31 protein-coding genes and 2 pseudogenes are annotated in these 23933 nt (G+C 44.6%); 32 read left to right on the top strand and 1 reads right to left on the bottom strand.

Features of this window, described 5'->3' with window-relative positions; translation table 11 throughout:
* The first annotated feature begins 73 nt into the window (after window positions 1–73).
* The 23 genes and pseudogenes from D1136_RS05525 to D1136_RS05425 all read left to right on the top strand — a co-directional run bounded on the left by D1136_RS05525 (window position 74) and on the right by D1136_RS05425 (window position 14020).
* On the top strand, window positions 74–541 hold the full coding sequence (locus D1136_RS05525; RefSeq protein WP_161876628.1) for a DUF3408 domain-containing protein: 468 nt from the start codon (window positions 74–76) through the stop codon (window positions 539–541).
* A 280-nt stretch (window positions 542–821) separates the two neighbouring features.
* Window positions 822–1241 (top strand): conjugal transfer protein MobA, encoded by a 420-nt coding sequence (gene mobA, locus D1136_RS05520; protein ID WP_161876627.1) that lies wholly within the window; start codon window positions 822–824, stop codon window positions 1239–1241.
* A gap of 25 nt (window positions 1242–1266) precedes the next feature.
* Window positions 1267–1362 (top strand): annotated as a pseudogene (locus tag D1136_RS11020) (DNA methylase); the annotation flags it as partial.
* Between the two features lie 180 nt (window positions 1363–1542).
* Window positions 1543–1914, top strand: coding sequence for a BlaI/MecI/CopY family transcriptional regulator (locus D1136_RS05515; protein ID WP_057250624.1), 372 nt, complete (start codon window positions 1543–1545; stop codon window positions 1912–1914).
* A 13-nt stretch (window positions 1915–1927) separates the two neighbouring features.
* Window positions 1928–2587 carry a phage head-tail adapter protein gene (locus D1136_RS05510; protein WP_161876626.1) on the top strand — a complete coding sequence of 220 codons (660 nt, stop codon included), beginning with the start codon at window positions 1928–1930 and terminating at the stop codon, window positions 2585–2587.
* Window positions 2584–3480, top strand: coding sequence for a class A beta-lactamase (bla, locus tag D1136_RS05505; RefSeq protein ID WP_161876625.1), 897 nt, complete (start codon window positions 2584–2586; stop codon window positions 3478–3480). The genes D1136_RS05510 and bla overlap by 4 nt, the downstream gene beginning before the upstream one ends.
* 9 nt (window positions 3481–3489) lie before the next feature.
* Window positions 3490–3741: pseudogene (locus D1136_RS05500) on the top strand (zinc ribbon domain-containing protein); the annotation flags it as partial.
* Between the two features lie 24 nt (window positions 3742–3765).
* Window positions 3766–4056, top strand: coding sequence for a YciI family protein (locus D1136_RS05495; protein WP_161876739.1), 291 nt, complete (start codon window positions 3766–3768; stop codon window positions 4054–4056).
* Between the two features lie 11 nt (window positions 4057–4067).
* Window positions 4068–4418: a hypothetical protein gene (locus D1136_RS05490; protein ID WP_202623068.1), complete on the top strand. Its 351-nt coding sequence runs from the start codon at window positions 4068–4070 to the stop codon at window positions 4416–4418.
* 40 nt (window positions 4419–4458) lie between these two features.
* Window positions 4459–4887 carry a hypothetical protein gene (locus tag D1136_RS05485; RefSeq protein ID WP_161876624.1) on the top strand — a complete coding sequence of 143 codons (429 nt, stop codon included), beginning with the start codon at window positions 4459–4461 and terminating at the stop codon, window positions 4885–4887.
* Window positions 4888–4965: 78 nt separating this feature from the next.
* Window positions 4966–5754, top strand: coding sequence for a hypothetical protein (locus tag D1136_RS05480; RefSeq protein WP_161876623.1), 789 nt, complete (start codon window positions 4966–4968; stop codon window positions 5752–5754).
* Window positions 5744–7528, top strand: a complete 1785-nt coding sequence (locus D1136_RS05475; protein WP_161876622.1) for a DUF4303 domain-containing protein — start codon at window positions 5744–5746, stop codon at window positions 7526–7528. Before D1136_RS05480 ends, D1136_RS05475 begins: the two co-directional genes overlap by 11 nt.
* 9 nt (window positions 7529–7537) lie before the next feature.
* A complete protein-coding gene (locus D1136_RS05470; RefSeq protein ID WP_237566995.1) occupies window positions 7538–8170 on the top strand; it encodes a hypothetical protein in 633 nt (210 codons plus the stop codon).
* A 23-nt stretch (window positions 8171–8193) separates the two neighbouring features.
* Entirely contained in the window at window positions 8194–8796 is a 603-nt protein-coding gene (locus tag D1136_RS05465) for a uracil-DNA glycosylase family protein (protein ID WP_161876620.1), read from the top strand.
* Window positions 8797–8798: 2 nt separating this feature from the next.
* Window positions 8799–9272, top strand: a complete 474-nt coding sequence (locus tag D1136_RS05460) for a DUF6194 family protein (protein ID WP_202623067.1) — start codon at window positions 8799–8801, stop codon at window positions 9270–9272.
* A gap of 17 nt (window positions 9273–9289) precedes the next feature.
* Window positions 9290–9970 (top strand): zinc ribbon domain-containing protein, encoded by a 681-nt coding sequence (locus tag D1136_RS05455; protein WP_161876619.1) that lies wholly within the window; start codon window positions 9290–9292, stop codon window positions 9968–9970.
* 10 nt (window positions 9971–9980) lie between these two features.
* Complete coding sequence (locus D1136_RS10950) at window positions 9981–10109, top strand: hypothetical protein (protein WP_255491926.1); 129 nt, start codon at window positions 9981–9983, stop codon at window positions 10107–10109.
* A gap of 9 nt (window positions 10110–10118) precedes the next feature.
* On the top strand, window positions 10119–10916 hold the full coding sequence (locus tag D1136_RS05450; RefSeq protein ID WP_161876618.1) for a helix-turn-helix domain-containing protein: 798 nt from the start codon (window positions 10119–10121) through the stop codon (window positions 10914–10916).
* 82 nt (window positions 10917–10998) lie between these two features.
* Window positions 10999–11601 (top strand): TetR/AcrR family transcriptional regulator, encoded by a 603-nt coding sequence (locus D1136_RS05445; protein ID WP_161876617.1) that lies wholly within the window; start codon window positions 10999–11001, stop codon window positions 11599–11601.
* Window positions 11598–12227, top strand: coding sequence for a hypothetical protein (locus D1136_RS05440; protein WP_161876616.1), 630 nt, complete (start codon window positions 11598–11600; stop codon window positions 12225–12227). Before D1136_RS05445 ends, D1136_RS05440 begins: the two co-directional genes overlap by 4 nt.
* Window positions 12224–13030: an EFR1 family ferrodoxin gene (locus tag D1136_RS05435; protein WP_161876615.1), complete on the top strand. Its 807-nt coding sequence runs from the start codon at window positions 12224–12226 to the stop codon at window positions 13028–13030. Before D1136_RS05440 ends, D1136_RS05435 begins: the two co-directional genes overlap by 4 nt.
* Before the next feature lie 94 nt (window positions 13031–13124).
* A complete protein-coding gene (locus D1136_RS05430; protein WP_123614819.1) occupies window positions 13125–13490 on the top strand; it encodes a VOC family protein in 366 nt (121 codons plus the stop codon).
* Between the two features lie 164 nt (window positions 13491–13654).
* Window positions 13655–14020, top strand: a complete 366-nt coding sequence (locus D1136_RS05425; protein WP_123614953.1) for a BlaI/MecI/CopY family transcriptional regulator — start codon at window positions 13655–13657, stop codon at window positions 14018–14020.
* Here the strand turns inward: D1136_RS05425 and D1136_RS10900 are convergent.
* Window positions 14001–14183 (bottom strand): hypothetical protein, encoded by a 183-nt coding sequence (locus D1136_RS10900; protein ID WP_136416743.1) that lies wholly within the window; start codon window positions 14181–14183, stop codon window positions 14001–14003. The genes D1136_RS05425 and D1136_RS10900 overlap by 20 nt on opposite strands.
* Window positions 14184–14211: 28 nt before the next feature.
* Here D1136_RS10900 and D1136_RS05420 point away from each other — a divergent pair, with 28 nt between their 5' ends.
* From D1136_RS05420 to D1136_RS05380, 9 genes are all read left to right on the top strand, one after another.
* Window positions 14212–15381 (top strand): M56 family metallopeptidase, encoded by a 1170-nt coding sequence (locus tag D1136_RS05420; protein ID WP_237566994.1) that lies wholly within the window; start codon window positions 14212–14214, stop codon window positions 15379–15381.
* 112 nt (window positions 15382–15493) lie between these two features.
* A complete protein-coding gene (locus D1136_RS05415; protein WP_161876736.1) occupies window positions 15494–16864 on the top strand; it encodes an MATE family efflux transporter in 1371 nt (456 codons plus the stop codon).
* Window positions 16865–16882: 18 nt separating this feature from the next.
* Complete coding sequence (locus D1136_RS05410) at window positions 16883–17293, top strand: pyridoxamine 5'-phosphate oxidase family protein (protein ID WP_161876613.1); 411 nt, start codon at window positions 16883–16885, stop codon at window positions 17291–17293.
* Window positions 17294–17305: 12 nt separating this feature from the next.
* Complete coding sequence (locus D1136_RS05405) at window positions 17306–17737, top strand: DUF3795 domain-containing protein (RefSeq protein WP_161876612.1); 432 nt, start codon at window positions 17306–17308, stop codon at window positions 17735–17737.
* 2 nt (window positions 17738–17739) lie between these two features.
* Window positions 17740–18084, top strand: a complete 345-nt coding sequence (locus D1136_RS05400) for a DUF3795 domain-containing protein (protein ID WP_161876611.1) — start codon at window positions 17740–17742, stop codon at window positions 18082–18084.
* Window position 18085: 1 nt separating this feature from the next.
* Complete coding sequence (locus tag D1136_RS10895; protein WP_237566993.1) at window positions 18086–18886, top strand: META domain-containing protein; 801 nt, start codon at window positions 18086–18088, stop codon at window positions 18884–18886.
* Window positions 18887–18896: 10 nt separating this feature from the next.
* A complete protein-coding gene (locus D1136_RS05390; RefSeq protein ID WP_161876610.1) occupies window positions 18897–20273 on the top strand; it encodes an alpha/beta hydrolase in 1377 nt (458 codons plus the stop codon).
* A gap of 4 nt (window positions 20274–20277) precedes the next feature.
* Window positions 20278–22587, top strand: a complete 2310-nt coding sequence (locus D1136_RS05385; protein ID WP_161876609.1) for an ATP-binding protein — start codon at window positions 20278–20280, stop codon at window positions 22585–22587.
* Window positions 22580–23902 carry a sigma-54 dependent transcriptional regulator gene (locus D1136_RS05380; RefSeq protein ID WP_161876608.1) on the top strand — a complete coding sequence of 441 codons (1323 nt, stop codon included), beginning with the start codon at window positions 22580–22582 and terminating at the stop codon, window positions 23900–23902. The genes D1136_RS05385 and D1136_RS05380 overlap by 8 nt, the downstream gene beginning before the upstream one ends.
* Window positions 23903–23933: the final 31 nt, after the last annotated feature.

The raw sequence follows: 23933 nt of genomic DNA, 5'->3' as shown, positions 1-23933 counted from the left end.
ACTTTACTTGCGATAATCGGTCAAGGCACAAACCAAGACCACAGTAATAACTTAATCAATCTGTTTTATGACAATGAAAAGAGAACCAAGTATCAGTGAGCAGCAGGCCCGTGAAATCGTGGAAAGAATGGGACGCAGGGAATCCCGCAGTGAGAAGTCTATGGACGATTTCTACCGGAACATCGGTCTGGATCCGGAACAGTTGGCACAACCCGGCAGGACCGTCACGAAAAAAGCGGAAACAGCTACGGTGGATGAACCGTCAGGCAGAACGCCCGAAGAAGTGGCAGTGCCACAGAAGCGTGTCAGCAGCAAACAACGCAGGCTGTCGCTGGACGAGTACCGTACCGCTTACCTGCAAGTTCCCAAGATAACCGACCGCAAGCCCGTGTTCGTCAGCGGTGAGGTGCGTGACCGGCTGGACGGGATTGTCCGCCGTCTCGGCGGGCGTGGCATGAGTGCTTCGGGACTTATCGAGAACCTCGCCCGCCTGCACCTTGAAACCTACCGGGAGGACATCGAGCAGTGGCGCAAACTCTGAGCGAATTACGGTAGAACCGGTCAAGCCGGTGGATACACTCCATCGGTTTGACCGATATTCCAAATGAGTTATTATACTCACAAACCAATCCGACAAGCGGAGGATTCTTGTGTCCTCAAAGACACAGCAAGGTATATTTTCAGTTACCCGAATGCTTCCGAGTAACTGAAAATCCCAGCACTGCCGTGGGCAGAATTATCCTCCGCAGTCGGATAATTTCAAGGTTCCTTAATCAAAGATTAAACAATGGACAAGCCATAAAATTAAAAGAATAAGAAGAATGAAAAAGAAGAGCAAGTACGGGAGAAATCCCAAATTGAACCCAAAGACGCACTGCGTGATGGTGCGCTTCGACGATGTGGAATGGAACAGATTCCTGACGATGTACGAGGAATCGAACGTGTATGCGAAAGCCGTCTTTCTGAAGGCGCATTTCTTCGGGCAGAAGTTCAAGGTGCTGAAAGTGGACAAGACGCTGGTGGACTACTACACCAAACTGTCGGACTTCCACGCCCAATTCCGTGCCATCGGTACGAACTACAATCAAGTCGTTAAAGAATTGCGCATCCATTTTTCGGAGAAGAAGGCGATGGCGTTGCTCTACAAGTTGGAGAAACATACCATCGACCTTGTGAAACTGAGCCGGGAGATTGTGAAACTTTCAAGGGAGATGTATGCCAAGTGGGAACAACAGAATTGAAGAAAGTAGCCTGATAAATGAACAAAGTTCATCAAACAACTTCATTGCCGACCATGTCATCATCGGACATCCGGGTTTTCAGTTAAAGGATGAAAACCGTCCGAAAGGGATAAAAATGTAAATAAAAAAATGAAGTAAGCGGAATAATTATCTACATTCTCTTGCCTCATTTTCATTTATTAATCTGTAAATTTCATTGTTGTAATAATAACGTTTGCTTATAAATCATAAAAATAGCCGTATTTGCTTGATTGACTAATTTATTTAGACTAATTTTGCATATACCAAATTTCATTTTATGATGGAACAACTTACCAAGCGTGAAGAAGAAGTGATGAATAAGTTTTGGGAGAAGGGCGAAGCTACCGTTAAGGAGATTATTGCCACTTATCCCGAACCTCGTCCAAGCAGAACCGCCATATCTACATTCGTGAAGTTTCTTGTTGATAAGGGCTTTTTAGGCCACAAGCCGGCAGGAAACAACGGATTCATCTATTATCCCATTATAGAAAGAGAGGAGTATTGTGGCAATAATCTGAAAAATGTCGTTCAGCGATATTTCAATAATTCCATTCGTGGAGTGATAAGCACTCTTGTAAGAGATAGAAAAATGTCAGACGATGAAGTCCGGGAGTTGATAAATCAGGTGATAGAAGGCAATCGCCAAGAATAAGACTGATGACAATATGGATAACGAACTGATAGAATTATGCAGTAAGATAAAAGAAGAAATCTCCAATGAAAACACATTTCATTTGGGGATTGAAAATTTGTTGCTGTTGCGTAAACGATTGTTCAACGCCATATTGCAATTAAAGGCGGAATTATGTCGTGATGATTTTAATGCTATGCCATTCATAGGAGAGGATGGCTTTCACAGCAAGACAATCGCTTATTCCATCTGGCATATATTCCGTATTGAAGATATTGTCAGCCATGCTCTGATTAACGGAGATGACCAAATATTCTTTTCCGAGAATTTTCAAGAGCGCATCGGTTCTCCGATAATAACTACCGGCAATGAACTTGTAAAACAGCGTATCGGTGACTTTTCGGAGAAATTGGATTTAGAGACACTATATCAATACTCTACAAAGGTCAAAGCTAATACGGAGCTTATGCTCAAGAATCTGGTATTCGCAGATTTGAAGCGTAGATTTACAATCGAAGATAAATTACGTCTTGAATCCTTATGTGTAGTAAGCCAATCCGATAATGCAAAATGGTTGATAGATTACTGGTGTGGCGAGGATTTGAAAGGACTGATTCTTATGCCGTTTTCCGAGCATTGGATGGCTCATATTCATGCCTGTATGCTAATTAGAAACAAACTGCATTCAAAATGAGAAAGTTACTGTTTATAATTATATATTTGTCTTTTATATCGCCTACTTTCGCTGGTGGAAACAAGGCGATAGAGAATGCTTTGCACGAGTATATCAAAGGGAAAGATGCCCGGATAGGTGTCGCGGTCATTATCAATGGCAAAGACACCGTATCTGTCAACGGCAATCGGGATTTCCCTATGATGAGCGTAGTCAAATTTCCGCTGGCTCTGACGGTAGCGCACTGGATAAATACTAACGGTATGTTCCTGAACGATACCGTAACATTCAGCGAGAAGGCTATGAAAGAGGATACCTATAGCCCGATGCTCAAAAAGTATGGTAAGAGCCGAAATACCATGACTATAAGAGAACTGCTTGAATGGTCTTTGGTTGAGAGTGACAACAATGCGGCAGACATACTCCTGCATCGCGTCGGTGGAACATCGGGAGTAACATCAATAATGAGGCAAATGGGTATCTCTGATGAGATTGTAATCGGAGCCTCGGAAGAAGATATGCACCGTGATCCATACCTAAGCTATCTTAACCGTACCACACCTTTGGCAATGGCGCAGCTATTTGATAGGTTTTACCACGAATTGAGAAACGCATCACAGTCATATTCTGAAATATCCGTCATGCTTGAACAGTGTCGCACGGGGCTTGACAGGCTTGCTTTCCCCCTTTTGCCTACTAATGCCCTGATAGGACATAAGACAGGTACGGGATTTCCGACACCCGAAGGTCGCATATCCGCAGTAAATGATTGTGGATATGTGAATTTGCCTAATGGTACAAGATATTCTATTGCCGTGTTTGTTGCTGATTCCAATTACGACATAGCAACGACCTCAGCCATCATTGCTGAGGTTTCTAAGATTGTCTTGGAAGGTTTGATTAAACAAAAATAAGATAAGAATATGGAACATAAATTTTGTCAAAGTTGCGGAATGCCGCTGACTACAGACAACAAAGGTACTAATGCTGATGGCAGTCGCAACGAGGATTACTGTATCTACTGCTATAAGGATGGCAGATTCACACAAGACTTCACTATGGAGCAGATGATTGAACATTGCGCTCAGTTTACCGACGAGATAAACAAGGAGTCAGGACAGACCTTGACACAGGAACAGGCAAAAGACATGATGCGTCAATTCTTTCCACAACTCAAACGCTGGAAAAACCGGACAGCCATGTTTATTGCAATTCTGACATATAAAAAACCGCTTGAAGAAGTCGACCGTTTCCTTCAGGCACATCGTGACTATCTTGCCGAGCACTATGCGGCTGGCGATTTCATCGCATCCGGTCCGCAGACTCCCCGCGTTGGCGGTGTGATAATGATAAAGTCTGACAATCGCGCGTTGGTAGACTCCATCATCGCTCAAGATCCGTTCAACATCAACGGAATTGCCGACTACCGGATTGTGGAGTTTACTCCGACAATGTTTGTAGAATCGAGCCTTTTTGACATACTAAAATAAGTATTATACCGATGGTTAATAAAAGAGCTATAATTATTTGGCTGGCAATCACAATCCTTGTGATGTTAGCATTGCCTTTTGCCGTTGCCCGGCTTGCGTCTGAATGTTCCGGAATGGCACTGTGCATGATGCTTTTCTTAATTGTGAATCCTATTTATTCTGCGATTCTTGGTTATCGCTGCGGGAAAGACATAAAGAAAATGTGGAATCTTCCATTGGTGTCAGCCGTAGCGTTTCTTGCCGGGACATGGATTTTCTTTGACATACATGAATTATGTTTTGTCGTCTATGCAATAGTATATCTTGCAATAGGTTGGATAGCAATGGCTATCAGCAAGTACTTGAATAGACGTGTTCAGTAGAGTTAACAAGAGTACTAATTAAACCGAGTAAATCATCAAGATGAAACAGAAGAATCTTTTATGTTTGTTTATAGGTTGTGCCATGACAATGGTATCATGTAGCCAATCAGCGAATAATAGCCAAGGCTCTGCATTAGCAGGTGGTGACAGACCCCCATTTGAATATACTGATGCTGACAGGACGTTTGGTGTTGTACTTGAAATTTCAAGCGACAGCCTGATAACTTGCAACAATAATTTCTCTGGGCAGGACAGTGACCCTTTGATATTAGATACAAGTAATCCCGCTTTCACGGATTTTCTATCCAATTGGTTTGCATCAATGGATTCCGTTCAGATAAACCGACTCAAAAACGGCTCTGAACTTCACATATCAGTAGGAGATTGCGTTGCGGACGCAACTATCGAAAAGGTTAAACGTAGCGTCATGAAATGTGGAATCAAGGGGATGTCAATATCTAATTTCTGACGGAATCATATTACGATGCCATACATATCAATCGAGAGCGGTAAACTGACCGCTGAACATAAAAACCGTTAATTGAAAATGAGCAACGATACACAAGACATCTTTTCCGGACTTAAAGCCCGCAAGCCACAATATGTGCTGGGCACAAAGAATGGGGATATACGCACATCAAACGTGACCGAGGAAAAGATCCTTGATGCCATAGACGACATTGAGGATAATGAATGCGTATACCTTGAAAAATGCGTGCCGGTGGTGTTGGTCAGCGATGCAAAGGCATACTCAATTGATTACTTTAAGGATAGCAGTATAGCAGTATGTTTTATGGTCAACGGGTATATGCTGCGAATGTGGCGGTCGGACGTTGATTGCGACATGGCCGCCGATATCATGTGTGACTTCTTCCGCACCGCATCGCTTCCTAATATGACCGGCTGGCACTGTCAGAAAATCCATCCCGAGCAAGAAAAGGCAGAGACGAAACTATGTGTTGACGGCGAGGATTTCCGATACTTTGATATGGCGGATGTGTTCTGTGCTTTGGAAGATATCATAGAGGGCAAATCGCTATGGATGCTTTATGATTTCACTAAAGGCGATGGCGGGTATATCAACATCAGCAGGCGTGACAATGATACCGCTCCGACCACCGGATATAAAGTTGAATATGTAAGGTGGTCGGAGCCGGTGCCTATTGGTTACAGAGGTGTTATTTTTGATGTCGGTCTCTTGCGGAACTGGCTGTGGAGTCTGATTGATGGCGAGAGATTGCCCGATCCTCTGAGCTGTTGGGAGGAGTTTGACGTAAACGATTATTTTGGAAGACTGGTATTCAGATTTTTAGACGAAGAGAAAGATGAAAGGTAAATATAGCAGGCAGGTGAAAACGGCAGTCAAGCTGATTTGGTCAAGTTTTGACCGCGATGAAATACGCCGGGGATACTCAATACTTATATTGGAGGCGCAAAAGGGCGATGCAGATGCGCTGGCATTCATAGCCCGCTGCTTCATGGGTGAGTCGTATGTGTGGCCGCAGGCAGGCTTCAAAGCTGACGATGAAAACGCATCGAAGCTGATGCAGAAGAGCGCGATGATGGGCAGTGCCACGGGCGTTCTTTGTGCTGCGCGAAGCGCAAACCTCACCCCTTCGGTGGAACGTGCAATGCCGTTCGCCTCGTTTAAGGAAGCGTTTGAGGAGATTCTCGGTCAGGCAGAGCGTGGCGACGCCTTCTGTTGCTACATGGTCGGCAATGTGTATTATTGGGGCGACTATCTGCGTGTCGAGCCAGACTATGCCAAGCAATTCAAAGACGAAAGCGACTATAACGCATGGGCCTGGCCGATAGCAAAGGTGTGGTACGAGCGCAGTTTCGACGGCGGGCTTTGTGCCGGATGGGGCAATTACTGCGACATACGCAAATCCGGCCTCTGCGAGATTGCGCAAGATGTTTATGAGAAATATTACTTGATGCTGGCGGATATTTCACCCGTAATCTGCAACAACTACGGCTATTATCTCCGCACCGAGAAGGGCGACTCATACGGTGGGCTGTTGCGATATGTGGAGGCTGCCCGCAGGGGCGACCCCCAGGGAGCATACAATGCCGGGCATATCTACGAAGCCGGTGAAGAAGTGGATGAGAATATCGACCTTGCATATCAACTCTATGAAATGGCTGCCAAATGCGGACATCCCGCAGGACAATTTGAGGTAGGATATTATCTGTTTGAAGGCTTCGGTGATGTGGAGCAGGACTACGCCAAGGCTGTGGAATGGTTGGAAAAGGCATACCAAAACCCGAAATGCAGCAAGACCACCCGGACGCAGACCGCCGCCTACCTCGGTTTATGCTATCAGGAGGGGCTGGGAACAGTTCAAGACGACGATGTGGCATTCGAGTATCTTCATGAAGCTGGGGAAGACATCGACAATCTATGGGAGTCAATAACCGTCAAGGTGCTCACCGCACTCGGCGTGGCGTATGCCTTCGGTCGTGGCACCGAAACGGATATAGAGCTGGGATACCAATATCTTGAGGATGCCGCAAAACTCGGTTCGGAAGAAGCTAAAGAGTATATCAGCTATATCAACTCGTCGGACTTTGAAGCCAACGAGCGGCCAAAAGAGGAGCCGGCGACACCCATAGCCCCCTTTTGGCAGGAGGTGACTGAAAAAATCAGAAATGCGGTTGCAACTGACCTGCGCGAAATTCTTGGCCGTATAGATGATGAGCACATATACACTGCCGCCTTGGTCACCGACAGGTATTGCTGCTCACTTTTTCTCGCTGTGAACACGTTGGAGTACCTTCAAAGCGAAGACGAAGAACCCGATGACGAGAGCAAATGGCATCCGGATGAATGGGGATATTCTGACGGACATGGCAGCGAACTGGTGAATCTCAGCAAATCGCTGTGGGAAAACCACGCCACTTTGCCGGGCGAAGCCTTTTTCTTCAGCGCAATGATATCAGCGATGGCGCAGGTCAAAGGCTCGGGAATATTCGGAGAAGGCACCGAAGAAATCACATTCTTCATTTCAATATCGGATGATGAAGACGCTGAAAATCTCGAAGACTCGTCAGCCATGACACTGAACAGCCCCGAACTGGCAGCAGCTTTTTTGAATAGAAACAAGTAACATCATATTATGGCATATTATACTGTTTACTGGCCTCAGGACTGGTTGGACGAACTAAGAAAATCAAATGACACAGGGCCTGTAAAAGTAGTGTTTGGCAGCATCCACTCAAGGATGCCATCAATAGCATCAATAAAAGAGGGAGATGTCGTATTTCCGGTCTCATTGCTTGATAGGCATCTCTACATAATGGCAAGATTGGAAGTGACTCATAAGGAAAGAGCCTTCGACTATTGCATAAGAGAACTCGGAAATCCTTACAGGTCTCTTATTCCCGAAGGTGTTGTCGTTAAGGTCTCTGACGCATTCTTTTGTGCAAAAGACGTTTCTTATAAAAGTCTCCAGAGTGTGCCTGAGAATCTCACGATGATTATTCCCGGTGACAAACCCCATTGCAAGCATCAGGAACCGTTTAATTGCTGTGCCGAATGGGCAGTATGGGGAGAAAATGGCAGTGTTATCCAACCGCGCCTCATTCCTGATGAGGTTGTGCCACTTCTTAGATTCGGTTATCCGAAGAGTAAAGAGAAGCCATTACGAATCAATTCAAAAGGAGTTGTGTTGGCTCAAAGTATAGCTGCAACCCGGCGTTTGTCGGAGGAATCTGCAATGTTTTTTGAAGGACTCTTTGAAAACAGCTAAATTCGTTTAACCTCAGGAGAATCATGAATATAAAGTCGGAACTACAACAACTCTGTGGGGATACCCAAAATCTACGGCTTAATGACGTAAATATTGAGCCGGAAACGATACGGGCAATCATGATAAATGAGATTGTCCCGTCATGTCCGGAGGAAGACTTCTACGGGAAACCGGATTCCGCGTATATGTCAACGACAATTCCGATGTTCAGAAAAGCAGGAATAGAGATAGGTTCAGTACAAGACATTCTGAATAATGGAATTTACATTACCAATGCTGTCAAGACACCTAAAAGCGAATATGCAGTTTCAAGGGAGAGCATAGAGGACTGTCTGCCCTATCTGGAAAAAGAGCTTGCTTTGTTCCCCAACGTCAAAGTTATCATGCTTATGGGAGATGTGGCAAAGAAAGCCTTTAATATGATCTGCAAGAAGGCGACCAAGAAAAATGCCGTTCCAAGTATATCTACTTACAAATTACGTAATACTGAAATTTTCTATAATGGAATACGCATTATGTCCTCTTACATTATGACCGGCCAGAACATTCTGATTGAAAAGTCAAAATTCGAGATGGCATCGAAGGATATAGAAACGATGTACAGGTTAATTAAATGTTTTGATTAAAGATGGCTATTGCACCTGATGATATTTTGAAATATTGCCTTGACAACCTTGAAGGGACGGTCGAAGTAAACAGTTGGGGCGAGCGTGGGATTTTCTATAATCCGGATGGAGTGTTGAAACGTGGGGTTTATATCTTGACGATAAAAGAAAAGGATGGCAACAATGATCAAGCTTCCCACCTTGACCGCAAGGATGTGTGGCGAATAAATATAGGAGTCAGAAAACAGACTTTCCGCACTTTATTCGGAGAACTGCCCAAACGTCCATGTAAAGGTTGCATTGTAGATATGCCGTATGAATTTACCGCAAAGGATGTCATTATGCCGCATCCGGTTTATGCGTGGATGGGCTGGATTTGCGCTTTAACCCCATCTGAAGCGACATTTGAATTATTAAAGCCTTACATCCTTGAATCCTACGAATATGCGAAAGAGAAATTCAAAAAAAGATGGCGGGATAGTGAACTGATTATTTGAAAACAATGATAGAACATATGGAACAAAGATTTTGTCAAAGCTGCGGTATGCCCCTTGTAGAGGGTAACATCGGCACAAATTCAGACGGCAGTAAAAGCGAGGACTATTGTGGCTACTGCTACAAAGGCGGTGCTTTCCTCCAAGATTTCAACATGAGCCAGATGATAGAGTTCTGCACTCAGTTTACCGACCAGATTAACAAGGAAACGGGTTGGAATCTGACGCCCCAACAGGCAAAGGCTCAAATGCAACAAATCTTCCCAACACTCAAACGTTGGAAAGAGAAAGATGAAAGAAGTTTGACTGAAAAAGCTACACACCTGCTTTTGCAGTGCAAAGAGGTTACGTTGGCATCGGTCAATGCAGATGGTTTTCCACGCCCTGTGCCATTGGATAAAATTCATTCGTTAGGATGCAATGAGGTCTGGGCAGTGACCGCAGCAGACTCCGAAAAGGTTGCCGATTTCAGGCTCAATCCCAAAGCCGGGCTTTCCTATTCATTTTATGGCGATAGTGTTGCTTTGCGCGGCACAGTCGAAATCATTACGGATGATGTAACCCGCAAGCGGATGTGGCAGGAGTATTTTATAAATTATTTCCCCGCCGGCCCGGCAGATTCGAACTATGTGCTTATTCGCTTTATCGGAAATGAGGCTACCATCTGGATAAACCGCGAGTTTGCTCACATCACCATATAACACATAAATTATGAGAGATTCGGAACAAATGTATCCGGTCGTTTTTACAACAGCTATCATTCAGAGGAATTTACGGTTGAGTGAGGCTTATAACACCAATGTCCGTTTTTTACTATCATCGAAAATCGTCATGTTGTAATTTTGCGGAATGCAGTTCAGAATCATACAGCCAACACCTGCCTTAAAACCGTTTATACGGTATTATTGGATATTGCAGGATAGTACCTCCGGCATAGTGTCGCAACGCACTTTGCCGACGGGTTGTATGTCGCTTGTGTTCCATCGTGGCGAAAGGCTGAAAGTCACGAACCGTGATGAATTACAGCCGCAGAGTTTTATTTGCGGTCAGGAAAGCGGCTATTCAGATGTGGCTTCAACCGGCGACATTGAAATGATTGTGACAGTATTCCAACCCCATGCGGCAAAAATATTCTTCCGTATGCCGGTCACTTTACTGCGTGACAGGAATGTGGCGGTTGCGGACATTGAAAATCCAGCCTTGCGTGATTTGGCACACAGAGTTGAAGACAGTGAAAATCACGACATCTGCATTGAACTGATAGAGAATTATTTCTACAAGTGCCTGATGTACGGGACACCTTATCATCTGCCACGACTGGCGGAAGTGGTACGTCATATCAACAATTCCACTCAAACAAATATCAGGGCTCTTTCGAATATTGCGTGCCTGAGCGAAAAGCAATTCTCCCGGATCTTCTCGGAAAACATAGGAACGACACCCAAAGATTTCATGCGTATAGTCAGGTTGCAACGTACCTTATCTGTCATGCAGCATAATCAGGGAATAGGTTTTGCGCAGCTGTCATACGAATGTGGGTACACCGACCAATCCCACATGATTAAAGAATTCAAGCTATTCTCCGGCTACACACCGAAAGAGTATATTGCTCGATACTCTCCTGTTTCTGACTATTTTACATTCTGAAAAATAGCGTTTATACAGCCTTGTATTTGGTTGTCACCGATTATTTTTATAATTTTGTCACCACTTAGTGACGTTATATAAGATGGAATTGAAAGAAACAGAAAAAAGGCTTCTTGAAGCCGTGAGCCATATCGTAGAGAACGACGGTTTTACCAAAATCGGAGTTAATCGCATAGCTAATCAAGCCGGATGCGATAAGGTTTTGATTTATCGCTATTTCGGTGGATTGGATGGTTTGCTTGTGGAATGGGCAAAGCGTCATGACTATTATTCGTTTGCCTATTCGGAGTTTATTGACACCATTAAACGAGCTAAAGACGGTAACATAAAGCAGATTGTTAAGGATGTGTTTATGTGTCAACTTAACTATCTAAAAGATAATGTACTCATGCAAGAACTTCTGGTATGGGAACTGTCAGGTCATTCGTCTTTCAAGGGAATTATAGAAGAACGGGAACGTATCGGCTATAAACTGCAGAAGGAACTGAATAAGTTTTTGGATAAAGGCGGCGACAACAATATGTCTATTGCCATAATCATATCCGCAATCAACTACATAGTTCTTTTCACAAGGCAATATCACAAAATCAACGGCATAGATTTCAGTAACCCGGAAGCATGGGAAAGAATGGAAGCTATGATTTTCAAATATGTGGATTTTATCTTTGACAACAACTGTCTATGAAACATATCATTACAATAGCACTTACGCTGTTTCTTACAGCTTTTGCAATGGCACAGGAAAGAAACTATATTTCCACCTGTGGCAGGACGAAAACCGCTATCAAATGGACGGAAGAACACAAGGACGGAAAGATATACCTGTATACGGTTCAAGGCAATGAAAGACATGAGTATATCTTTGGAAGCGGATATAAAACCGAGAGTTGTAAGATTGTGAATACTTCTTCTAACACTAATCTGTCAATCAGTTTGAATAATGGGATATACTCCATATCCGGCAAGTTCAATGGGAAACGGATTTCAAAGACGGTAAAGAGTAAAGGCAAGCCGTGGTATCAGAACATCGCCTATAATGCGGGACTGACTTTGAAAAACAGTAAGTCTGTGGAATATGAGTGTTTTCGCCCCGACAACATGAAGCTCTATACCATGTCGGCAGTAAAGAAAGGAACTGAGAAATTAGACGGAAAGAATGCCGTAAGAATCGAAGTCAGTCTTACCGGCTTTATGTCTGCTTTCTGGAGCTGTGATTATTACTTTGACACGAGTTCTCTGATGTTTGTGGGGTATAAGGGCGTAAACGGTGGCCCCGGAACACCTGAAACAAAAATATCAGTCGCAAGATGAAGACAATAATATTCTATCGTTCCTCATATAGAGGAAACACGTTGAAGATTGCGGAAAGCATGAAGGATGCCCTATCTGCCGAATTGGTATCTATCGACAGCAATCCGTCAATCGACCTGTCGGATTATGACCTTATTGGCTTTGGCTCCGCGATTAACTTTGCCGCTCACGATATACGACTTCAAAGATTTGTTTCAAGTCAAAATCTTAAAGGGAAAAATGTGTTTCTATTTTCCACCCGTTGCAGACCTTTCTTGGGAGCATATCATAAGCACCTCAAAAAAATCATAGAGAGGAAAGGTGGAATTATAGTCGGAGAGTTTTCCTGTCAAGGATTTGACCGCACCGGGCCGTGGGTTCTTATGGACGGCTACAATAAAGCCAGACCGAATGAGCGGGATATGTTCAAGGCAAGACTGTTCTCGGAAAAGCTTCGGTGGAAATTGCATCCTTTGGCATTTGTTTGTAAAAATCCGATTGCAGGATATTCTGAAAGCATACCGATACGCCGCAAGGGTTCATATATAGTAGCCGGTAACAAGGTGGTGTTTCTCAATACCTCTACCTGTATAAAGTGTGGAAAATGTATCAAGATTTGTCCGATGCACATATTCTCATTAAAAGATACGGCTTTGCCAATGGACGAGAAAAATTGTATCCAGTGCCGATTATGCGCCGACAACTGTCCGACTTCTTCAATATATATCCATGAATCGTTCTTAAACGGACTGCGGATAGCTCTCAGGGAATCCTTCAGCGATAAATTGCAGAACAGTTATAATGCTGAAAATAATCAGTATTAGGTCTTTTCCACCTAACACAAGATGTCCGCTTTTTACTATCACAGGCTACGATGTCGCTGTAATTTTGCAGCGTACTAATTAAATAATAAAAAGTATGATTGCATTTTTTGAAATCCCCACCAATGACTTCGACAAGTCGGTGGCGTTCTATCAGGCACTCTTCGGCGAAAAGCTGGAAGTGTCGCAGTTCGGCGACGAGAAAATGGCCTGTCTTATGAAAGACGGCAAGAGTGTTTGCTCAATCTCCTCGGCCCCCTCGTTCCCCGGTTTCTCACCCTCTAACGGAGGCGTGTTGGTGTATCTCCAGACAAAAGATTTGGATGCCAGCGTGAAAACTGCGTTGGATAACAGCGCAACAATCGTAACTCCCAAGACCAAGATTCAGGTTGACGGTTGGGGTTACTTCGCCATCATCGCCGATCCTGTCGGCAACCGCATCGGGCTTTATGGCGACAAGTAAAGAGCCGAAAACGTAGGTTACAGTGGAGAGAACTACTCGGTTTTCTCCACTATCCGTATCTATAATCAATTTTTTCTGCCCGATTATTTTGTTGTCTAAAATAATTAGACTACTTTTGTGTTATCAAATCGTCTAAAATAATTAGACTATATAAAATGGAAGATATGAGGCCATTAACAGAAAGAGAAGAAGAAGTGATGAACTTCTTTTGGGAAAGCGGGGCACTCTCGGTTCGGGATGTCGTTGCCCTTCACAATGAGCCGCGTCCAAGCCGGACTACGGTAGCCACATTCGTGAAATTTCTTGAACAGAAAGGCTATCTCGACCACAAGGCTGAAAGCACAGGCTTCATATATTTCCCAATAATAGAGCGGGAAGATTATTGTGGACAAAATCTGAAGAGTGTCATTAGGCGGTATTTCGACAATTCCATTCAGAATGTTGTGAACTTCCTGATTAAAAGCGAGGAATATAGCGATGAAGAGGCTAAGGAAATAATATTGCAAATATCTAACAGAGGAAAGGAATAACAATGGCAGGCATATTCTTGGCATATTCATTATTGGCAAGCACCCTCCTGATTGTAGTCTGGGCGGTGTACAAATGCGTTCTTGCCAATACCGGATGTTTCCGGTTCAACAGGATATTGTTGTTGTCCTGTATAACGCTTGCTTTCGTTTTTCCTATCTTCATACTTAATTCCTTTTGGGTAGCGGATATTATGGAGAATAATATTGAAATCGCTTTTAATCCGGTCGAGATTGCCTATATAGCCAATACGGTATCAGAGCAAATCACTCCGATATGGGATTATATAGTCACACTTTTCCTTATAGGGGTTATTGTCATGATTCTCTATTTCCTCGTTTCACTGGTACGGTTGGCACTGTTCATTCTCAAAGGTGAGCACATAAAACAGGATGACTGCCGCATTATACTTCATCGCCATAACAGCGTCGCCCCGTTTGCATGGTGCGGATATATCATGATGCCAAGACGTGACTGGTACGAGTTCGGGCAGATGATAGTATGCCATGAAAAAGCGCATATAGAATGTCGCCATTGGATTGACTTGCTTTTTATGCAGGCAGCGATTATTATCACTTGGTATTGTCCTGCTATATGGCTTCTGCGCAATGAGCTTCATACCCTCCATGAGTATGAAGCCGACAGCCGTGTGCTTGCATCGGGCGTAAAACGAGAGGAGTATCAGATGTTTCTAATAAAAAAGACAGTTGGAGCAAGGTTCGCAACTCTTTCCAACTGTCTCAATCACAGTTCACTTAAAAAACGTATAACTATGATGTTATCAAGTAAACCGACAGGCAAAGCCCGTGTGCGTGCCTTTGTCATGGTGCCTGCGATGGCACTCGCGTTAATCGGTCTGGCCACCCCTGCGGTGTCAGCAGTAATCAACGAGGTATCTGCCGCTACGCCGGTGGAGAATCTGCGCTACAAAATTAGCGAAAAATCCGATTCCACCATTCGAGTGACAGAAAGAAATTCCGATGTGGTGGTCACGGGGAAAGCGGACGCGGCCGATGCCGTGCCATTCATCAGGACAGAAACCGCCCCCAACTTCCCCGGCGGCAAGGACAAACTGAGAGCCTTTATCAATAAAAACATCTCCTTCCCTGCAACCGCATACAAAGACGGTGTTCTTAACATGGATGCCGTTGTGCAGCTTACCATCGCCAAAGACGGAGTTGTAAAGGATGCCCAAATCGTTAAAAGCTCAGGCAAGACACTTGATGCCGAAGCTCTGCGTGTAGCGCGTATGCTTCCCAAATTCCACCCCGGACTAAATAGCGGGCTGCCGACGGAATCAAGTTATACGCTGGAGTTCAACTACTATATTTACAACGAATATTGGTCATCAAACGGCGAATAAAAACAGGAAGAAATACCAATAGTACAAATATCTTATCTGATACTTGGAGTATGCCGTACTGTAAGATACGGCATACCCTGTATCATTAATAATGAAAGAGTCAATCCGGACAATGCAAGACATATCACAAGAGAAATACCGCCAGTTCCAAGCAGCTCCAATAGGGAGGTTGGTGCTTCAATATTCCATACCGGCCATAATCAATCTGGCTGCCGTATCACTGTACAATCTTATTGACAGTATATTTATCGGAAACGGTGTCGGTACACTGGCTATTTCCGGGCTTGCAGTCACTTTCCCCATGATGAATTGCCTGATTGCTTTCAATACGCTTGTCGGGATTGGCGGAACCACGCTGACCTCCATCTGTCTGGGACGCAGGCAATATGAACAGGCAACCGATATTCTGCATACCGTGGTGATTTTGGGTTTCGTAATCAGCATCCTGACGGGATGGATTACATATCTTAATCTGGATGTTGTACTATACTTTTTCGGTGCAAGTGAAGCCACGCTTCCGTATGCACGGGAATATATTGGAATATTGCTCTGCGCCAATCCGATAACATTTCTGTTTTTAAGCCTTAATAACTTGCTTCGCGGAAACGGTTTCCCAAAAAAATCATTGGAGTCCACTCTGCTGACCGTCGGGCTAAATCTGGTTTTGACACCGATATTCATTTTTGTATTTGAGTTTGGCATCAAGGGAGCCTCCATGTCCACAGTCATATCGCAGGTAGTCGGACTTGTATGGGTCGTAAGGCACTTCTCTATGAAATCAAATAAAATACATTTTCAGCAAAGCCGTTTCAGGTGCAATTTCCGGCTATCCGGAGAAATCATGAAACTGGGAACACCACCGTTTATATTGAATCTTTGCTCGGCATCTATAAGCATTGCCCTTATTAACAGATTCGGATTTTACGGTGGCGACTTTGCGATTGGAGCATACGGCATAGTCAGCCGAATCTATATGCTGTTCTCAATGATAATTATCGGTTTGGCTGTCGGTATGCAGCCCATCATAGGGTACAATTTCGGAGCCGGTCAGACAGAACGGGTTGACAAAGCCATGAACACCGGGTTGACAATAGCTTTTGCTTTCATGTTCTCCGTGTTTTTACTGTGTGAAATGGGGGCTCGCCCGATTATACAGTTGTTCTCAAACGAAACTGCACTTAATGACATTGCAGTAGCAGGTCTTCGTATCTGTGCCTTGATGTTTCCGGTTATGGCCATGCAGACTATGATAACAAACTTTTTCCAGTCTATTGGCAAGCCGAAAACGAGTATTGTCTTGTCGCTCATACGCCAAATAGGATTTTTCATTCCCTTGATATTTCTGCTGCCTGAAATATTTGATTTGAGGCTTGACGGAGTCTGGCTAAGTATTCCTTTGGCTGATTTTATAGCCTGTATTTTAACGGTTGCAGTATATATGCGGTATAAACGTCAGCAAGAGTTAACAATAAAAATGATTTGAACGAATAAAATTAAGACAATGGATAAATCATTAGAACAACGGATGGCCCAAGTGCTTGAACGGTGCGAGGATCTTGTTCTTGCATCTGTTGATGGTGACGGATTTCCCAGGCCCGTGCCTATGTGCAAAATACATTCTTCCGGAATCAACGAGATATGGGTCTCAACAGGTGCAGATTCAGTCAAATTCGCCCAGTTCATGAATAACCCGAAAGCGGGGCTATGCTATTTTGAAAAAGGTCGGTCGATGGTAATGACCGGTTTGGTGAAAATAGTTACTGACGATAAGAAACGTAAAGAACTTTGGGAGGAATGGATGTATCGTCATTATCCACAAGGCCCGACAGACCCCAACTTTGTGCTACTACGGTTTATAGGCGAATCCGCTACCGTCTGGTATGAAGGAGAGTTTGTGCATGAAATCATTTAGAAAACTTTGAATATGAAAAGTATAACAGCAGATAGAAACAAGATTGCCCCATGCGGGCTGAACTGTGCTGTGTGCAGCGAAGCACTGCGAAAAGAAATCCCTTGCATTGGTTGCCGGAATGAGGGTTACAGAGGTGAGTATTGCGCCAATCTATGTAAGATTGTAAAGTGCGAAATACGGAAAACACTGCCGGACGGGTTCTGTGACAAATGTCCTCAATATCCATGCAGGGAGATTGTTGATAAGGAGTGCTGGTATGCCAACGCCTATCCGATGATAGAATCGCTTATGGGCAATCTTGCCTTTATCAGAGAAAATGGTATAGAAAAATTCCTGCAAAGGGAGAAAGAGCGTTGGACTTGTTCTGATTGCGGAAGGATCATATCAGTTCATGACGGTATATGTTATGGCTGTGGTAAAAGATATACAGATAGAAAACATTGAATATGAAAAGTATAACAGCAAGTAAAGACAATATAGCCGCCTGTGGGCTGTATTGTGGAGGGTGCCGCAAATTCTTGTCTGGCAAATGCCCCGGATGCAAGAACAACGAGAAAGCATCGTGGTGTAAAATCCGCCAATGCTGCATAAGCAAAGGCTATCATACCTGTGCCGAGTGCGAGCGTGACGTAAGAGAGTGTAAAATCTATTCCAACTTTATAAGCAAAGTGTTCGCATTGCTCTTTAACTCCGACCGCCCGGCTTGTATCAGCTATATTCGGGAACACGGAGAAATAGCGTATGCAGAGGAAATGAGCAAGCGAAAATGTCAGACCATAAAACGCAAATGAGATGAAAACAAACATCCTTATAGCAATAATGCTTGTATTAGCCATATTAGCAGGCTCATGCAATGCCCAGTCAGATAATGCTCTGTACAGGGAATGGCGACTTGAGAAATACAACTGTATCGCCACTTCGTCATACGGGCTGACACAGGTAAATGGAAATTGTGATTATGTATTGCAACTTGACAACACCGGAGTATTCCATTGTACCACCGATTGCAATACCATCTCCGGCTGTTTTGAGAAAAGCAAAAACACCTTGAAATTCTCTGGTATATCTTTTACCGAATTAGCTTGTGATGACATGATGGTGGAAAGGAGCATAGTATTTAATTTGCCATGTATCAAATCATACGAGATTACGGATGATACCATTTTGGTATTGAAGGATGATAAGGGTCATATATTGATGGAACTAATCAGTTATGACTCACCGGATGAAAGTTTGTGTGGAAAATGGCGACTTGAAAAATACAACAGCATTGTCACAGCTTCAAATGAACTAACTGACGTAAACGAGGAATCGGACTGTATTTTACAGTTGAACAATACCGGATTTGTCTGCACCACTGACTGTAACATTATATCAGGAAATTTTGTAGAGGATAAAAACATTTTGTCCTTCTCCAACATATCCATGACTGAAAAGGCTGTAGAGGGTATAATATCTTGTGATGATATGGAATTGGAAAGAAGCATTGAAGCAAATCTACATTGTGTCAAGTCATACGAGCTAAAAAATAACACTGTGCTGTATCTGAAAGATACGTATGGTCATATATTAATGGAGCTAACAAAGCAATAGTTTTACAATGATGAAAAGAATAATAATTGCAACTATTTTAACCACCTGTTCCATGTTAAACATCATGGCTTCCGATGATAATATTTCGGGTGCATGGCATGGTACGCTGAAGATAACTCCACAAGTGGTATTAAAGATTGTTTTCAATTTCAAGACAGAAGAAGATGGCACCCCATCCGTAACGCTTGATTCTCCGGATCAGGGAGCATACGGAATAGCCGGAGAAGTGAATTTCATTTCGGCGGATTCTGTAAATGTAATGGTTAGACGCATCGGATTGACGTTTACCGGACGAAAACAAGATGGAAAACTCATGGGGAAATACACACAAGGAACAATGAGTACCAATCTTGAATTATTTCCGGGCATTGAGGAATTAAAGCGGCCTCAAACGCCTAAGCCACCATATCCATACACTATAAAGGAGTTGCATTTCAATAACTTATCAGATAGTGTTACTCTCGCTGGGACACTTACTTTACCTGAAGGTTTTAATGAGACAACTCCGGTTATCGTAATGATTACCGGTAGCGGATTGCAAAACCACGATGAAGAAATATACGGACATAAGCCGTTTGCTGTCATCGCCGATTACCTTGCCCGAAACGGCGTTGCAACCTTACGATATGATGACCGAGGATATGGAGAATCAACCGGCGACGGCAAAAATGCCACCACTGAAGATTTTGCACGAGATGCGAAAACGGCAATGGAATACCTGCGCAAAGAAATGAAATTCAAAAATGTCGGAATATTGGGGCATAGCGAGGGAGCGGCAGTGGCATTTATACTGGGAGCAGAGAACAATTCGGGATTATTCTCAAATCCGAATTTCATTATTGCCATTGGCGCACAGGCGGTTCGAGGTGACTCGGTATTGATAGACCAGAGTGCAACAATGCTGGAACAAGGCAACATGCCGGCGGATATTGTATCGGATTATGTTGAAGCATTGCGCAAGATGTATGAACTGAAAATAAGGGAGGGTAACAATATGGCAGTTGGAAATATTGAGGCTATATGTGCAAATTGGAAGAATACTCCCGTTCACACATCTTTGAAAGCCAATCTGAAAAAGATTGCAGCCGACAATAACCCGTGGTTAAATTTCTATATCGGTTTTTCACCGGCGGAAAGCATTGCAGATACGGATTGCCCTGTATTCGCACTATACGGAGAAAAAGATATACAAGTTCGCCCAGAACTGAATATGCCTCAAATGCAACGACTCGCCCCGAAAGCGACCGTGAAACTTTATCCCGGACTTAATCACTTTTTCCAGCACGCTCAAACGGGCGCAGTACAGGAATACGGCACAATTGAGGAAACGATCTCCCCCGAAGTCCTTCAGGACATTGTTGATTTTATCTCCTTCAAACCTCATTAAATTTATGATTTCAATCCGCAAGCTAATATCATGTGGCTATATTCTAATATTCATACTAATAGGAATGATTATATATTGCTATCAGTATGAATGGAAAAAGCTTGAAGTATTAGAGAAGGAGAACCGAACCACTGATGAGTTGCGCCGACATGTTAATGAATTAAACTTTCGCTTAACAGGATTTTCTCTGTTAGGAGAAACAATATTGGAATGGGAAGATAAAGATATTGCAAATTATCATTTGCAGCGTATGGCTTTGGATAGTATGCTATATTATTTCACGTCTATCTACCCGTCTGAACGCATTGACAGTGTACGCTATCTTTTAGAGGATAAAGAAAAACAAATGCGACGAATTGTACAGATGCTTGATGAACAGAAAAGCATCAAAGAAATGATAGCCCGTCAAGTGCCTGAAATCGTATATAAAAGTACGCAAGAACAACCCAAGAAACCGAAGCGAAAGGGCTTCTTGGGTATCTTTGGTAAAAAGGAGGAAGCAAAGCCCACCGTGACTACCACGATGCTCCATTCTCTTGACCGGAATATGATAGCCGAACAACAAGCGCAAAGCCGCCGTTTATCGGAACACGCTGACAGTCTTGCTGCACGAAATGCCGAACTTAACCGTCAGTTACAAAGTTTGATTCGCCAAATAGATGGAAAAATACAAGCTGACTTGCAAAAGAGGGGAGATGAGATAGCCGCCATGCGGGAACGGTCGTTCTTTCAAATTGGCGGCTTGACAGGATTCGTTCTATTGCTATTGGTCATTTCTTATATCATCATCCATCGAAATATCAACCGTATCAAGCGATACAAACAAGAAACGACGGATTTAATCGGGCAACTGCAAAAGTCTATTGAACAGAACGAGGCACTGATAGCCTCCCGCAAGAAAGCGGTTCATACCATCACCCATGAGCTGCGCACACCGCTGACGGCAATCACAGGCTATGCCGGGTTGATGCAGAAAGATTGTAACACGGACAAAATCAAAGTGTATGCTCAAAATATCCGGCACTCTTCCGACCGGATGCGCGAAATGCTCAACACTCTGCTGAGTTTCTTCCGTCTGGATAACGGCAAGGAACAGCCGAATTTCTCTCCTTGCCGGATTTCGGCAATCACGCACATTCTTGAAACGGAGTTTACACCCATCGCCATGAACAAGGGGCTGGCTCTGACCATAACCAATCAAACGGATACAGTCGTCCTGACCGACAAGGAACGTATCCTGCAAATCGGCAACAACCTGCTGTCCAACGCCATCAAGTTCACGGAGAACGGTGGCGTTTCCCTGAGAACGGACTACGATAACAGCATCCTGAAACTTATCGTCGAAGATACGGGCACGGGAATGACCAACGAGGAACAGCAACGCGTGTTCGGCGCGTTTGAACGTCTTTCAAACGCCGCCACAAAAGACGGTTTCGGGTTGGGACTGTCCATCGTTCAGCGTATCGTGGCGATGCTCGGCGGCACGATACGGCTGGAGAGCGAGAAAGGCAAAGGCAGCCGTTTCATGGTGGAAATACCTATGCAGACAGCCGGGGAACTGCCGGAACAGATAAATCAAACACAGATTCATCATAACCATACATTCCATAATGTCATTGCCATCGACAATGACGAAGTGCTTCTTCTGATGTTGAAAGAAATGTATGTACAGGAAGGGATACACTGCGATACCTGCACCGATGCTGCGGAACTGATGGAAATGATACGCCGGAAAGAATACAGCCTGCTTCTGACGGATCTGAACATGCCGGAAATCAACGGCTTCGAACTGTTGGAACTGTTGCGCACCTCCAACGTTGGCAATTCAAAGACTATCCCGGTAGTCGTGACAACCGCTTCTGGCAGTTGCAGCAGGGAGGAACTTATAGGGCGTGGATTTACTGGATGCCTGTTCAAGCCGTTCTCCATATCGGAGCTGATGGAAGTTTCCGACAAATGCGCCATTAAAGGCAAATCGGACGAAAAGCCGGATTTTACCTCCCTGCTGTCCTACGGCAATGAATCCGTCATGCTGGATAAGCTGATAACGGAAACCGAAAAGGAAATGCAGGCAATCAGGGATGCGGAACGACGGAAAGACCTTCAAGAATTGGCTGCCCTTACTCACCACCTGCGCAGTTCGTGGGAGATACTTCGTGCCGACCAACCGTTAAGGAAACTTTACGTGTTGCTTCATGACGAAAGCACATCTGATTGGGAAGCAATACATAATGCAGTGACTGCCGTATTGGATAAGGGTTCGGAGATAATCCGGCTGGCAAAAGAAGAAAGGAAGAAATACAACAATGGATAAAACAAAAATTATCGTGGTGGAGGATAACATCGTATATTGCGAGTTTGTCTGCAACCTGCTGGCAGGCGAGGGATTCCGTACCGTGAAGGCATTCCACCTCTCAACAGCAAAGAAACTTCTGCAACAGGCCGCAGACGGGGACATCGTGGTTTCCGACCTGCGTCTGCCCGACGGCAACAGTATCGACCTTTTGCGCTGGATGCGCAAGGAGGGCAGGATGCAGCCCTTTGTCATCATGACCGACTATGCCGAAGTGCATACGGCGGTGGAAAGCATGAAACTCGGCTCGCTGGACTACATACCCAAGCAGCTTGTGGAGGACAAACTCGTCCCTTTGCTCCGTACCATATTAAAAGAACGGAGTATCGGGAGAAGCCGTATGCCGGTATTCTCGCGTGACGGCTCGGCGTTCCAAGCCATCATGAAGCGAATAAGGCTGGTAGCCCCAACCGACATGAGCGTGCTGATATTCGGGGAGAACGGCACGGGCAAGGAGCATATCGCCCACCTGCTGCACGATAAAGGCAAGCGGGCAGGAAAGCCGTTTGTGGCTGTGGACTGCGGTTCGCTCACCAAAGAACTTGCGCCGTCGGCTTTCTTCGGACACGTCAGAGGGGCGTTCACGGGCGCAGACAGTGCCAAGAAAGGTTATTTCCATGAAGCCGAAGGCGGCACGCTGTTTTTGGACGAGGTGGGCAACCTCGCACCGGAAACCCAGCAGATGCTTCTGCGAGCCATACAGGAACGAAGATACCGTCCGGTAGGTGACAGCGCTGACCGTAGTTTCAATGTCCGCATCATCGCCGCCACCAACGAGGATCTGGAGAAGGCGGTCAATGAAAAGCGTTTCCGGCAGGACTTGCTGTACCGTCTGCATGACTTCGAGATAACCGTCCCGCCGTTGCGCGACTGTCAGGAGGACGTCATGCCGCTGGCTGAGTTCTTCCGTGAAATTGCGAACCGGGAACTGGAATGCGATGTCACCGGCTTTGACGGTGAAGCCCGCAAGACATTGCTGACCCATGCGTGGCCGGGCAATGTCCGCGAGCTTCGTCAGAAAATCATGGGTGCGGTGTTGCAGGCACAGACGGGTCTTGTCACGAAAGAGCATCTGGAACTTGCCGTGACGAGGGCGACTTCACCTGTCAGCTTCGCCCTGCGCAGCGATGCGGAAGACAAGGAGCGTGTCTTACGCGCGTTGAAGCAGGCGAACGGGAACCGCAAGGTTGCCGCCGAACTGCTCGGAATAGGACGTACGACACTGTACAACAAACTGGAAGAATATGGATTGAAGTATAAATTTCAGCAACCATAGCCGGTAATTCGCTGAATTTATATGATTTTGA

The sequence above is a fragment of the Odoribacter sp. Z80 genome (assembly GCF_009935865.1).
GTDB lineage: Bacteria > Bacteroidota > Bacteroidia > Bacteroidales > Marinifilaceae > Odoribacter.
The sequence above is the reverse complement of the archived record's forward strand: the minus strand, read 5'-3'. Positions and strand labels throughout refer to the sequence as shown.